The sequence below is a fragment of the Microbulbifer maximicatervae (SeqCode) genome, assembly GCF_052468155.1.
In genome coordinates this window covers 4027384-4041398 of the sequence record NZ_CP174335.1, presented here as the reverse complement: position 1 = coordinate 4041398, position 14015 = coordinate 4027384, and the positions used below count along the sequence as shown (strand labels likewise).

General features: G+C 45.4%; 11 protein-coding genes. 7 read left to right on the top strand and 4 right to left on the bottom strand.

The genetic code is table 11. The features are described 5' to 3' along the window. Window positions 1–12 precede the first annotated feature (12 nt). Window positions 13–834 (bottom strand): alpha/beta hydrolase, encoded by an 822-nt coding sequence (locus ACJJIY_RS17200; protein WP_445358470.1) that lies wholly within the window; start codon window positions 832–834, stop codon window positions 13–15. A gap of 558 nt (window positions 835–1392) precedes the next feature. Between ACJJIY_RS17200 and ACJJIY_RS17195 the strand changes: the two genes are divergently transcribed. From ACJJIY_RS17195 to ACJJIY_RS17180, 4 genes are all read left to right on the top strand, one after another. After that, a complete protein-coding gene (locus tag ACJJIY_RS17195; protein WP_445358469.1) occupies window positions 1393–2085 on the top strand; it encodes a TetR/AcrR family transcriptional regulator in 693 nt (230 codons plus the stop codon). Further along, window positions 2075–3436, top strand: coding sequence for an efflux RND transporter periplasmic adaptor subunit (locus ACJJIY_RS17190; RefSeq protein ID WP_445358468.1), 1362 nt, complete (start codon window positions 2075–2077; stop codon window positions 3434–3436). Before ACJJIY_RS17195 ends, ACJJIY_RS17190 begins: the two co-directional genes overlap by 11 nt. Continuing rightward, a complete protein-coding gene (locus ACJJIY_RS17185; protein WP_445358467.1) occupies window positions 3433–6570 on the top strand; it encodes an efflux RND transporter permease subunit in 3138 nt (1045 codons plus the stop codon). The genes ACJJIY_RS17190 and ACJJIY_RS17185 overlap by 4 nt, the downstream gene beginning before the upstream one ends. Before the next feature lie 600 nt (window positions 6571–7170). Beyond that, on the top strand, window positions 7171–7563 hold the full coding sequence (locus ACJJIY_RS17180; protein WP_413665625.1) for a DUF3224 domain-containing protein: 393 nt from the start codon (window positions 7171–7173) through the stop codon (window positions 7561–7563). Between the two features lie 288 nt (window positions 7564–7851). On the opposite strand, the gene ACJJIY_RS17175 is transcribed toward ACJJIY_RS17180, so the two are convergent. Then, window positions 7852–9969 (bottom strand): TonB-dependent siderophore receptor, encoded by a 2118-nt coding sequence (locus ACJJIY_RS17175; protein ID WP_445358466.1) that lies wholly within the window; start codon window positions 9967–9969, stop codon window positions 7852–7854. Window positions 9970–10193: 224 nt separating this feature from the next. On the opposite strand from ACJJIY_RS17175, the gene ACJJIY_RS17170 reads away from it, so the two are divergent. Beyond that, window positions 10194–10694: a GNAT family N-acetyltransferase gene (locus ACJJIY_RS17170; protein ID WP_445358465.1), complete on the top strand. Its 501-nt coding sequence runs from the start codon at window positions 10194–10196 to the stop codon at window positions 10692–10694. 37 nt (window positions 10695–10731) lie between these two features. Beyond that, on the top strand, window positions 10732–11286 hold the full coding sequence (locus tag ACJJIY_RS17165) for an RNA 2'-phosphotransferase (protein ID WP_444905401.1): 555 nt from the start codon (window positions 10732–10734) through the stop codon (window positions 11284–11286). Window positions 11287–11453: 167 nt separating this feature from the next. Here the strand turns inward: ACJJIY_RS17165 and ACJJIY_RS17160 are convergent, their stop codons facing one another. Then, window positions 11454–11669: a DUF1330 domain-containing protein gene (locus ACJJIY_RS17160; protein ID WP_445358464.1), complete on the bottom strand. Its 216-nt coding sequence runs from the start codon at window positions 11667–11669 to the stop codon at window positions 11454–11456. Between the two features lie 655 nt (window positions 11670–12324). On the opposite strand from ACJJIY_RS17160, the gene ACJJIY_RS17155 reads away from it, so the two are divergent. Then, complete coding sequence (locus tag ACJJIY_RS17155; protein ID WP_444941879.1) at window positions 12325–13008, top strand: hypothetical protein; 684 nt, start codon at window positions 12325–12327, stop codon at window positions 13006–13008. Between the two features lie 83 nt (window positions 13009–13091). Here ACJJIY_RS17155 and ACJJIY_RS17150 read toward each other — a convergent pair whose 3' ends face one another. Then, entirely contained in the window at window positions 13092–13469 is a 378-nt protein-coding gene (locus ACJJIY_RS17150; protein ID WP_413665631.1) for a hypothetical protein, read from the bottom strand. Window positions 13470–14015: the final 546 nt, after the last annotated feature.

The following is a 14015-nucleotide window of genomic DNA, read 5'->3' as shown; positions in this document are numbered from 1 at the left end:
TGAAAAATGTTTCTAGTTTTTGGGGGCTTTGTCTGAAAACAGCTTTCCAAACGCATCGTAAACAGCAAGATGCAGAGTGTCACCATGGTCTAGTTGTTCAAAGTAGCCGAAGTGTATTTTTGTGTTGCTCTTCTTATTATCTAGCTTGTTGTATAGTGTTCGCGCTAGGCGCTCCATCACTTCCCCCTCTTTTCCAACTCCAATATAGATCTGTTTGTCCTCACAGCAGTCTTCAGGGATGCTTGTCAGAAGAGATTCTCCACTCCACCATAAGCTTGGGCTGATAATAATATAGTTGTCGAAAAGGTCCGTATGCTTTATCAGGATTTCTGTAGCTACAAGTCCTCCCAGAGACTGACCTATCAGTGTGGAATTTTCTTTTGTACGGAAATTGCTCGCAATAATGGGTTGAACCTCTTTGTCCAAAAAATCAATAAATTCCTTTGATCCGCCTGATGATGGAAATTCTTTTTGATCTAAAGCTATTTTGGATGGAAATGTATAGTCGCGTTTTCTATCAATATTTTCTATGCCTACAAGAATGGATTCTGGAAGCATATTAATCCATGAGAATGAGCCGAATTGGAGCACTCCCGCTATATGGATAAAGTCTTCGGATAAGGAGCCATCTAAAAGATAGATTACGGGGTAGTTTCTTTCAGGTTCACGATGGTAGCTCTCGGGTAAGTAGACATTTAAGGTGCGCTTTTCCTTTAATATCTTTGACTGAAAACTAATTGAGTCGCCAATTACCAGGGGAGAACTCTTAAGGTCTGTAGCCTTTGCGAAAGTAGCCATAAGAAAAAATGAGATGAGAGCGAAATACTTGACCATAAGTTATATGCCCTTTGAAGGTTAAATTATTCTTGAAATAGATAGGGTCTGTAGAATATTCATATTGAAACGGCCTAATACTAACATTGAGGAGGGTGTTGGTTGTAGTAATGCTTTATTTAAAGCTTAAAATTATTCATCACTCATCATTTATACAGAAAGTCTTGTTGGGATTGGCGTTCGGATATGGAAGAGGATGAGATTGCGACGTTTTTCTTCTGCTCTAGCTGAATGGCTTTCCTGGTTTCGCATTCAGGCCGCTTTAAGTAGAAATTTGGATATTTGGCCTGAAAATGTACCAATCTAAGTGGTTGGAATTTTTCCGGTAAGTACTGCTGAATTTAGTAAAGGTGGCCACTTGCAGGAGGTCAATTTTACAACCTATTTTGCTAGCCCCGTCAAACCCTTGATCATTGGCACGTATTGCGTCCCGAGATGTTTAGCTTGTGAATCAGAAATTAACCCGGCACAACCTGACTGTCTGGTCGGATTTTGGGGTTGTTGCATGGGTGTAATTCCTATTTAATTAATCAACTGATTAATTAAGGATAAATGCCTGTGACTGACAATCCATCCGCTCGAGGCCGCGGGCGCCCAAAAGATCCTGAGCGTGAATCCCAGGTGCGCGAAGCGCTCATGCAGTCAGCCTACTCTCTACTTCGGAATAAGGCCTTCCGTGATATTTCCATTCGGGAGATTGCTCAGGGAGCAGGGGTGAATTCTGCGATGATCAGTTACCACTTTGGCGGCAAGGAGGGGCTAATTATCGAGGTGGTTCGGAGCCAAATCATGCAGTATGGCCCCGCGTTCGTCAGTGCAGGGCTGGATGGAGGGGAGCCCTCTTTAGAGTTGCTGAAAGAAGCAATGAGTCGAATGATACGCCTATACATCAAGGAGCCCTGGATTCCGCGCCTGATTGCTGATGAAGTGGCTTCCAAATCTGGTCGAATGCGCGAACTCTTTGTTGACAGGTTAGCCTCACAACTGGTGCCAAAGCTGCGCGGGTTGCTGGGAATTCTCCAATCCAGCGGCCAGTTGCGAGAGGACCTGGATATTGACCTGATGCCAGTCTCTTTTATCAGTCTGATTGCCTTTCCCTTCATCGCTGGCGACCCCTTGAAGGAGGGGTTTGGCTTTGCTCTGGGGGAGGAAAACCGGGAGAGATGGATTAACCATACCGTTCAACTCTTACTCCGTGGCGTTTCCAATAAATCTGTGACCAAAGGCGAGGAAGTCGGCAATGGAAATTAAGACTCATATGAAAGCACTGATGAATCGCCGGCTGGCATTACCAGCTTTGATAGCGGCGGGGGTGTTTATATCTATGGCATTGGTCGTCACTAAAGGTGAGCCTAAACACGATGCTATTGAGGCTCCTATAACGGTGGTAGACGCAATTAAAGTGCAGGAGTTACCGCTGCGAGCTCAAGCTATTGCATATGGTGAGGTGAAACCCAGTACTTTCCTGGAAGCCAATGCAGAAGTCAGTGGTAGGGTGGTGTATACAGCTCCGGAATTGGAGCGGGGAAATATTATCTCTGCCGGTACACTGGTGTTGAAGATCGATGATACCAGCTACCGGCTTGCCCTGGCGCAGGCTGAAAGTGACTTGGCTGCAAATCGCGCTAATTTGCAAGAGCTGGATGTGGAAGAAGCCAATAGTAAACGCTCTTTGGACATCGCCGAGCGCACTCTCAAATTGGGTGAGAAAGAACTCGCTCGCAAACAAAAGTTAGTTGCTAAGGGAACCGTCTCCCGCTCGACCGTAGATACTGAAGAACAAAATATGCTGCGCTTGCGCCAGGAAGTGCAGAACCAGAGCAGCCAGCTTTCCCTTTTCCCGACCCGCCGCAAAGTGATTGAAGCCCAGATAGCTCGCTCAGAAGCTCAGGTACGGGACAGTAAATACAATCTGGAGCGCACCCAGGTGATCCTGCCATTTAATGCTCGTATTGGCGAAGTTCATGTTGAAGAAAACCAATATGTTGCTGGCAATGCCCGTTTATTTGATGCAAGCGGCCTTGCCCAAGTAGAAATTGCAGCAGAGCTTCCTATGGTTCATGTGGCTCCACTTTTGCGCAATTTAAGGCCTGGCATCGCTTCCAATCCGACTCCTGATGATCTACCCAAGATGCTGTTGGGGCTGGAAGCTCGGATCACCCTGGTGGGTGGCCCGGGGAATAGTGAGTGGCAGGGGAGGGTAGTGCGCTTGGGTGGAACCCTGGATAGCACCAGTCGAACACTCTCGGTTGTTGTAGCTGTGGATGACCCCTATGGCAAAGCGGTGACCGGTGAAAAACCACCGCTATTTCGCGGTATGTATGCCCGTGTAGAGTTATTGGCTCCCGCCGCACCAGCACTCGCTATACCCCGCCGCGCCCTCCATGAAGGCAAGGTTTATCTGGTACAAAATGGTCAACTAAGAGTGCGCCCTGTACAGATTGACTACCACCAAGGCGACACCACTGTGATCCGCGAGGGGTTGAATCCCGGTGAGCAGGTTATTGTGACTGATGTAATTCCTGCGATTAATGGAATGGCAGTTTCCGTCGTCAGTGATGAGCAATCCGTTGCGGCGAGTGCTAGAGGTACCCAGCAGTGATACGTTATTTTGCCGGTCACCCAACGGCGGCCAATTTATTGATGGTTGCGCTGATGCTAAGCGGGCTTTTTGTTCTGCCCAGCATGAAGCGTGAAACGATGCCGGAAATCGATAAGTTTGAGGTTCAGGTTTCGGTACCTTATGCCGGCGCTGCGGCAGCCGAAGTGGAAGATAGTATTTGTCTTCCCTTAGAGGAGGCCACCGATGGAATCAGCTTTATTGATGAGCGATTGTGTGAGGCAAAAGATAATTTGGGCCTGATGACCCTCAAGATGCAAGAAGCGGGTGATATGGACCAGTTTGTTGCTGATGTGGAGTCCGCAGTAGACAGTATCGATTCGCTTCCTGCAGAAAGCGAGCGCCCGGTGATCGAAGAACTGGGCCGCACTCAGGGGGTGGTTAGTATTGCTATCAGTGCTGACCTTCCTTTGCCCCAATTAAACCAGCTGGCGGAGCACTACCGCCGCGAATTACTCCGCGATCCCGCTATTCCTATTGTGCGCATTTCCGGTTTTTCTGACCACCAGCTTCAGATTGAAGTTTCAGATTATAACTTGCGCCAGTACGGACTCAGCGTGATGGACCTGGCCAATATTATTGACCAGCAAGCGATCGACATGCCCGCCGGCAAGGTATCCACGCCGGATCGAGAATACCAGGTGCGTTTTACCGAAGAGCGCCGCACGGTTGCAGAATTGGAAAACCTGGTGGTGATTAAAGGTGGTGATGGAGCGGAAGTTCGACTTGGGGATATTGCAAAAATTTACGATGACTTTGAGCTGGCTGAAGACAAAATTACTTTTGACGGTCATCGTGCAGCGCTTCTCAATGTCGAGAAGAATAGTGTGGATGATAGCTTGCGTGTGCTTGAAGCCGTACGGGACTTTGTCGACCGTGAAAATGAAAATCTGCCTGAGGGTATGAAACTCACGCTAACCCAGGACAGCGCCTCTATCGTTGCGGATCGCTTGCAGATGATTATGGCTAACGCCTGGCAGGGCCTGATTTTGGTAGCGCTGGCTCTCTATCTGTTTTTCAGTGGCCGCTACGTCTTTTGGGTGGTCATGGGCTTGCCGGTTTCATTCCTGGGTTCGTTTGCACTGATCACGGCCATGGGCGTGTCCATTAATATGATCAGTCTGGTAGGACTGCTGATTGCCATTGGTATCCTGATGGATGACGCCATAGTGTTATCGGAGAGTATTGCCAGTGAACACCGTGAGGGAAGGTCGCCGTTGGAAGCGGTTATCAATGGCACCAAGCGAGTGGCTCGTGGAGTACTGTCTTCATTCGCAACTACGGTAATGGTGTTTGGAGGACTGGTCTTTATTAAGGGGGATATGGGGCAGGTCCTCAAGGTGCTCCCCATTGTATTGATTTCTGTATTGCTCATTAGTCTGATCGAGGCTTTCCTGATTTTGCCGGCACACTTGCGTCATGCCCTTGAGCATAAAAGTCGCACCCCGGCCTGGAAGCAGGCTTTTGCCAAACGTTTTGATGGTTGGCGAGAAAATATGGGGCGCGCAGCAGATTGGGCTGTTAAATATCGCTATGCCTTTGTCGGGGGTGTATTTGGCTTGTTCCTGGTCACTATTAGTTTGATGACATCGGGGATCGTCAAGTTTCAGGGGTTTCCCACCTTGGAGGGCGATTTATTGCAAGCTCGGATCTTAATGCCTCAAGGCACTTCTTTGGTCGATATGGAGAAATTAGTCGATAAGCAGTTGAAGACGTTGGATCAAGTTGCCTCAGAGTTTTCTGAAAATGAAAGAGCACCTTTGGTAAACCATACGAGTGTCACTTTTGGTGTTAACGGAGATGCCTTTGAATCGGGGCCCCATGTGGCCACAATTAATGTCGATCTGCTTGCCGCTGAAGGCCGCAATACCAGCATGGATGAATTGCGCCATGCTTGGCGTGAGGCCGCCGGCGACACACCAGGGGCAATCGCTATTCTTTACAAAGAACCGGCCTTAGGCCCTGCCGGCCGTGCTATCCACTTGCGCCTTGCCGGTTTGGAGCTTGATCAACTAAAGGCAGCGTCCATTCGCTTGCAGAATTGGTTGCGTGGATACGACGGCGTTGTGAATGTGGTGGATGACTTGCGTCCCGGCAAGCCACAACTCACTGTCAAAATGCGTGAAGGCGCCTATGCCTCTGGCCTGGATGCCAGCAATGTCGCCAATCAGTTGCGAGCTGCTTACCAGGGGATGGAGATAGATGAAATTCAATATCGGGGGGAGACCTACGAGATACAGGTTCGTATGGATGCAGATTCCCGCGGAGCGCTGAGCCGTTTCGATGAATTGGTCATTATCCATCCTGCTACCAAGCAACGTGTTCCGCTGATTGCCGTTGCCGATATAGAAATGAATCGGGAGTATGCGCGTATTCAACGTATTGACGGTGAGCGGGTAGTGAGTGTGTTTGCTGATGTTTTCACAGAGAAAGCGAATGCTGGACAGGTACTTGGCGATACCCAGGAGAAGTTCCTGTCTGAGCTTACCCGTGAGTTCCCAGGATTGCGCGTTGATATGCAAGGGGAAATAAAAAATAGTGAGGTTACCGGTAAGTCCATTGGTCGGGCCCTGTTAATAGGTGCCATTGGTATCTACCTTCTCCTATCCATGCAGTTCCGTAGCTACGTGGAGCCTCTGATTGTATTGGTGGCTATTCCCCTGGCACTGATTGGTGTTATTTGGGGGCATCTGATCATGGGCCAGAATATGTCTATGCCCAGTATGATGGGTTTTGTCTCTCTCGCCGGAATTGTGGTCAATGACTCAATTTTGCTAGTGGAGTTTGTGAAGCGGCGAGTGCGTGAAGGAATGGATGTACATAGCGCGGCAAGTCAGGCCAGTCGCGATCGTTTCCGAGCAATCTTCCTTACCTCGCTGACCACAATTGTCGGTCTGTTGCCACTGCTATTTGAAACCAGTCTGCAGGCACAGGTGTTGGTGCCGCTTGTTACCAGTATTGTATTTGGTATCAGCAGTTCTACTATTCTGATCCTTCTGGTGCTACCGGCGCTCTACGGAATACTGGAGGACTTTGGGTTTACTGAACCTCAAGAAGAGAGTGATGGCGAAGACGTATTAGTACCGGCGCCTATGGTAACTGCGCCAAGTAGTTGATCGTTTTATGTGAAGGGAAGCTAGTTTCCTAGGATATGCCTAGCTTATTACACCTAATAATGGTGCTAATAAGTTAGGCAGAGAGTGTTTTGGGCTAGTCAATCCACAGATCTACGGTCTATCGTTTTGCCAATATTAGTGTAGAAAAAATAACTCATAGCCTCCAAAATGGTTTTAGGGGCATCGTCATTTCGGCTTTGCTCCACTGGACTCTTGTAATCCCGCTTTAGCGATTTCTTTAATTTCCCTCTCTGTAGAATTGACAAGCGTATTTCCACCTGGCCCCAAATAAAAATGAACTATCTTCTCGGGGAGATTGGAAGTGCTAAAAGCCCATGCTGCCTCGGTAAGTTCCAATATTTCTCGCTTATGTCTCTTAACAGTTTGGTGGACATTAGTAATTTTGAGTGTTAATTGCGCACCTTCATAAATATCTCAGTCCATAGTCACTTACTTTGCCATCTTGTGTGTATAAATATACAGTCTTGTATATTAAAATGGAAAACCGATTAGTAGCACTTAAGACTCTCTTAGAGCCTAAGTTGTTACTGGTAAAGCCAGACACGTACTACTTCAATCTAGATTCGCAAAGGAGCAAATATGAAAATTTCAGGAAAGTTCGAGGTTACTGTAAAGCCGATGGATCCGTATGCGAAAGGCAGTGAAGGAAACAGCTTGGGGCGTATGTCAATTAATAAAGTCTTTTACGGTGATCTTTCAGGAGAAAGTCGAGGGGAAATGTTAAGTGCAATGACTCCCGTAAAAGGATCTGCGGGGTATGTAGCTATAGAGCAAGTTGCCGGTACTTTAGGTGGTAAGCGAGGCACGTTTGTTTTACAGCACTTTGGGACTATGAAGAAAGGAGAGGACTTCCTTATTTTAGAAGTTGTGCCTGATTCTGGCACTGGAGAACTAGTGGGACTCTCTGGGAAAATGTCTATTCAGGTGGATGGTGGAGTTCATTACTACGACTTTGAATACCAACTTGATTAATAGGAGTTTGCTGTCTGTATAGCGTCATGGAGAGGTTATTCGATCGAAATTTATACGGTCTGTACTCGTCTTGATTGAAGGTGCAACCTCGGATTGAATATTTGCTAATAGAAATTCAATCTGGGGGATCAGTGTCGTTTTCATAATATCTAAGTTTAGAAGAAGAGCTGAACAGGTGGGTAAGTCTGCGGGGATATATTGGTGAGTGTATCGTCAAAGAACTTCCTTCCCGTATAGAACAAGATGATATCGCCAGTGGAAATCCGCTGACGATAAATTGCTAGGTCGCTAAAAGTCATAGGAAAGCTGGACGATTAGCTCTCGTGGTTGGCCGGGAAAATGTCCTTGCCGCTCATTAAAACCGCTCACTGCATACGTTTTATTCAAAAGGTTTTTCACGTTGATACTCAGCTGAATATCATCCCAGCGAGTTGCCCAGCTGGCATCGAGTACAGTGTAGGCCTTTACTTTTTGATCATCGAAGCTTATTTGATCGCTCACATAGTCGGCACCAATGGCAAATGCTGAGTCCCATATACTGAGGTCATAGCGGGCCCACAAGCCTGCTTGGTGCTTGGGTGCATTTACGAACTGACCTGAGTCTGACACATTGCGTGAGTCACCCTCAGCGATATACGTATCGTTGTACGCATAATTAGCTGTTATGCTGAGTCTCTCAGTTATATCACCGACTAAGGTGAACTCGCTTCCACCACTTTGAACCTGCCCGAGGTTGATAATTTCGGCTTCATTCGGGGTCTCATCGGCACTGATATAGGCGGGGTTACTTTGGGCCATATTTGCTTTTTTTATCTGATAGAAGGCTAGAGTGGTCAGGATACGCCCATCCAGCCATTCCTTCTTCACACCAATCTCCACTTGACTGCCAGTACTGGGTTCAAGCTCCTCGGCGCCGCCCTCAAAGTCGTCTGCGCTCACCGGATTAAAGCTCTGGGAGTAATTTGCATAGAGGGATAGTGTATCTACGGGCTTATAAGTGATGCCTGTACGGTAGCTTGCATCATTATCTTTGTAGCTATTGCCGCTTTCTTTTTCAGTTTCGTCGAACTGATCAAGGCGCGCACCTATCATCCAGAACCACTGATTGGTCAATTCCACAGTGTCCTGGATATAAATGCTGGTACGGATGCTGGCCGTACCATCCTTATTCATATTGATAAGGTTGTAAGTTGACGGGTCAGTTATCCCGTAGTTGAGTTCGTAGATGTTGAGGTTTGTAACACCGTCTGCTCCAGGGCGCGTTCGCCAATAGTCATATTTTGTATCAACATCATGATAGTCACCACCAAGCAAAATCTGATGATTCATACCTGAAATGTCTGTGTCATACACAAAGTCCAAAGTAAGGCTCAGCTCTTCATTTGCCCGGTACTGATCGCGGTACTCACGGCGGATGGTTCCATCTTCAGCATTGGCCATTCCATCACCATTGATGTCTACCCAACCGCGTGATTCGTGATAAGCCTGCTCCCTTTCATTTTCCATGTAACGCACTGTTGCGTTAAAGTTCAGGCTATCTGTCACCTTATGCTTGACTTTAGTTCGAAGAACCAAGGCTTTTAGGTTTTGATAATCAGATTTTTCGTTGGTGTTGTAGGAAGGATCTACCAGGAATTTGCCGTCATCATTAACGGGTACGCCGCGCAAGCGGTTACCGCCTAGGTTTTGTTCTATGTGCTTGAAGGTGGTCGTCAGGTGAGTGTCTGCTGAGAGGTCAAATAGTAGTCCCCCGGCAAGTTCAATGTTCTCGCTGTTCGCATTATTGCGAAAGCTATCTTGAGATTCATAGAAGACTCCTAAACGATAGGCGATATTTCCAATTACACCGCCTGTTAGCTCGATAGAAGCTCCTTTTAGCGATTCGCTTCCGGAGGTGACTGTTAATTCACGACGCTCATCGAAGGTTGGCCTCTTGGAGGTGTAGTTAATCATCCCTCCGGGCTCACCGCTGCCATAGAGGGCGGAGGATGGCCCTTTTAGTACCTCGATGCGCGCTACATTTGATACTTGAGGAACACTAAACCCTGAATAGGGATCGCCGCGGACTCCATCGTAAAATATATTTTTATTGTCTCGAAATCCCCGAAATGTGACTCCGGAATAGCTGAATTCACTAACTCCTGCGATGGAGCGGTACAAGTCAGTGATATCGCGGGCAGCCTGGTCTTCAATAAGCTGTTCACTTAGTACCTGAGCAGACATCGCAATATTTAATAAGTCTGCGTCTACTTTAGTTCCAACTTGTGTATGAGAGTCCAGATAAAATTGTTGGGCTCTACCAATAACTTCAACTTCTTCTACCGTTTGAGTTACTTCCTGGGCAGACACCAACGCAGCAGGGGCTAGTGAGGCCCATACTGCCAAGTTGAGTTGTTGAGGGTACATATTGATAGAATTCCGTACAAATAGGGTCGATTATAATTGATAATGGCTGTCATTTTTGAGATGTAGTAATAAATGTGAAGCAGTCGCAGGAAGCTAAAAAGCTATTGTGCCGATTAGAGGGTAGGCAGGAATAGTTGATAGCTGAGAACCCTAGCTTTCAACAAAGCATTGATTTTCATTGAAAGGGTGTCAGTAATAGGTTAAGGAATTGATGGTTTGTCCGAATGATTGAATTAAGAAACATTGAAAAGAGTGATGAAGCACTACTGGTTGAGTACTTAAATGATGAGTCAGTGCTTAAGTATTTGTCATCGAGAATTCCTCACCCTTATACATTGGAAGATGCGGCTTGGTGGGTTGATAAAGGTTGTGGGAAGGATGGGGTTGTAAAGGCAATAGAGTACAGAGGGGCCTTTTGCGGGATTATAAGTATGCGCGAGCAGCTGTTTGAGCATTCTCACTCCGGTGAGGTTGGATATTGGGTTGCGCGAGAATTTTGGGGGAGAGGAATTGCTACTATTGCTTTGACTCAGTTTACTCGTGAGATTTTTTCTTCACAAAATATTGTCAGGCTTTATGCCTCTGTCTTTTCTGGAAATGTCGGATCAATGAAGGTTTTACAGAAGGCGGGGTATAAGCATGAAGGGACTTTAAGCTGCTCAGTAAAAAAAGGGGGTATTTATTTTGATGAGTACATTTTCGCCAAGGTGAATGTCCCATCATAAAATTTCGAGTTATATTCTTAGTTGTGGAATATTAGAATTGAATAGAGATACTGAATTCAGTAGAGAGCTGAGTAGGATATCAAAATACTTCAGCTACCTGCTCAGGCATAAGCCTGAAGCCATCGGCTTGTTTATGGATGAGAATGGATGGGTGGCAGTTGATGAGTTGATTCAGAAAACTGTAGACTTTGAGCTAAACAGGGATTTGGTTTCTGTCGTTGTGGAAACCAATGATAAGCAGCGGTTTTCTATAAGTGATGATGGTCTTTCTATCAGAGCCAATCAGGGACATTCTGTAGATATTAATTTACATTTAAGCCCCCTTGAGCCACCAGGTGCGCTTCTCCATGGTACTGCAGAGCGTTTTGTTGAAGATATCCTCGCGCAAGGACTGAAGAAAATGCAAAGGCATCATGTTCACCTGTCAGAATCCGAGGCAGTTGCTCGATCTGTTGGGGCCAGGTATGGCAAGCCCGTACTGTTAAGGGTGGAGGCTAAATCCATGCATCGAGATGGTTTTGATTTTTATCGCTCTGCTAATAATGTGTGGCTGGTTGATCATGTGCCAGTCAAGTATATGAAGTTACTTTAAAGGTAGGGATTATCAGTATTGTTATATGGGTACTGTTAGTGGAGGGATACTCTAGAGTCAGCTTATTTATAAAGGAAGAGCCATTGATCAAGATACACCCCTTGAATGGATAGGCCTATTGGGGGTGAAGATCGCTTTATAAATTTTTATGCCATAATAAGGAATAATTATAATTTTTCTGTATACCAAATTTTTGGAGTTACAAGCACGCCAGCCTTTTTTCTAGATTTTTCAAGCTCACTACTATTGACAAACTTGATAGCATGCTCCTTCGAAGGAAACTCATGGATCACTGTTACATTGTGATGGTTGTCAATTTCTCGGTATACAGATGTAGCTGTAGCGCCCATTTGCTTCACTATAGGCATAAACTCTTCTAGCACTCTGTGCCATTCGTTGAAGTCCTTAACATTCGCGTGCATAAATAGATGTATCATATGGATACCAGTTGGTCAGTAGATGCTGCGTGTTATACAACCTTGTGAATAGTTATAGTAGTTAGCTATTCAGGGTCAAGTTTTAAAAAGGTTCCCAATAGTAGCCTTTGGGTCGCAAAGGAGATGTTTGGCGGGTAGTTGGGGGTCGGTTGTTATAATAGGCCTTTAAATTTATTAATTGTATGGAGTCAGGGGATTTGACTTAAATAGTATAGTTAGTAAAGCGCTATCTTGTGAGTCAACCTTTGCCCCTTATTGCGCTGCCTACTTTCTAATTAAATCCATAGGAAAAGTACAAGCTCCGTATATTGCTATTTAATTCTGTGCGATGAGGTGAATTCAAATGGGTACGATTGTTTTGTTTTGGGTTTCTTATAAGGCTCCAGTCTAAAAATAGTAATTTTAACTTATTGATTAGCTTTTCTGAGTAAGTGTATCTTTCTATTTGTTCCTGCCCATTAATGAAAATAGATAGTTTGGCGGTGATTTTCGCAATGTGGCGTGTATCTACTGTGTTGAAATTTTCTGGTATCGGTAGATAGTGATACCAAGATTTGATTTTTAGTGCACATTGAAATTTGAGCTTTTTCTGGGAGAGCTTATGGATCTGACTATTTCTATTTTAGGGCATGCACTTACAGCTATCGCGGCTCTTTTGGCAATTCATGGGAAGACATGGGATGAAACCCAAATTGGCCTGAAAAGGGTAACCAGGATAGGCGGTGTTGCAGCCGGGGTGGCAGTTGTTGGTCTGGCGCTTTCAATCTTTCAGACTATCGATAAGTATCAGGAAAAAGCTGCTTATAAGGAATATGCAATTTCAAAAATTGAAAAGGGGTGGAGCAATCTTTTTGTTCCCTTTGAGGCGCTCCACTACCAGGTGACAGGCTTGAAACCCAAAAAGGGGGAGCACCTGGAGTTTGCCGAGTTAGTATTGAAGGAAAATCTATTGGCCAGTTTTGATAAAGTGGATTTTAAAGAAGTTCATCGATTCCCCAAGTTTGGGACAGTTGGGAATATGGTTTGTGCACAAACACTTTCAGGTATGGGGACGGTTTCCAGATATATTGAAGAGTACTCAGATCATTTGGATTTAGAAATCAAGGCTTCGGTAGAGGAGTTGCAGTTAATGCCTGCTTTTTCCACACTAATACGATTTGGCGGCTGTCCAGGTATTAAGGGGCGCTCAGTCAACGATCCTGATCGTTATCAGGGGAAATTTGATACTCCGGAAATGCGAGCTTACATCAGGAAGCTAATCGCATTTCAGAAATTAATAGGCTAGGGGGTAAGTACTTAGTGGAGAGATAGCAAAACGGCAGCTCAATAGCATACCGTTTTGCAGTCGGCCGTGATCAGGGTCATATATCAGACGGCTCGACCTTGCTTCTTGAAGATTGTGATGGCGCTGATAGTGAGTTCCTTGACTAAAGCCTCAAATTTTTGCAACGGCATATTTCTAGCCGGAGCAATATTCAATAGGTGCTCGCTGACTTGAACGAGTTTCAACCCTTTGGGGGGGTGAATGTGGGCGGGAAATCTACAAACCCATCCTGTTAGCGGTAGTTTGTTGATAGCTTCTCTATCGAGAGCTTGAATTCCTTTGCCGTTGGCAATGATTACTTCGATATCATCAAGGTGGGTGGTATCAATGTTTTGTGGTTTTCTTGGTGTTGAGTTAGGTTTTCTAAAACTCTCGAGTTTTAGAAGTTCTTCGTAGGTGATATAGAGCTCTTTTCCAGACATTCTGATCTCCTTCTCACGGTCATCAACTAAAACTTGTGCCCGATGCTCCTGAGCATTTTGGGTTGAATCGGATCGCTTTTATTTTTTAGTGTTTATTAATCTAGTTGTTATTCCAAAAACCGCAATCAAATTCGATGATTGCATCATATAGACAGATTGATACTTTGGGCAATGTTTTAAGCTCTCAATAGGGGGCTAAGAATATTCCAGCGACTGATTGTGTAGAAAATTCACGAAAACCGCCATTGTGAGTTGAGTTTGTTACTTGCCGGACTGGGTAATTTATTATTTTAAGCGTTGGTGTAATGCTTAAAATAATAAACTTCCTTGCAGTTATTCAAATTTATTTATATTTCCTTTTTGATGTGGTGCTTGAAGGTTTATCTGGTTGATTGAATTTTGAATCGTGAATTCTGGTTTTGGTCAGCTTAAAAACTCGTTTGCCTTTTTATTTGATGCCTCACAGGTGCTTCTCTTCTGAGATCTTCAGGTGGAATGGGAGAGGTTTATTTAATTTCATTTAAGAAGTCTTGCGTCGATATATCT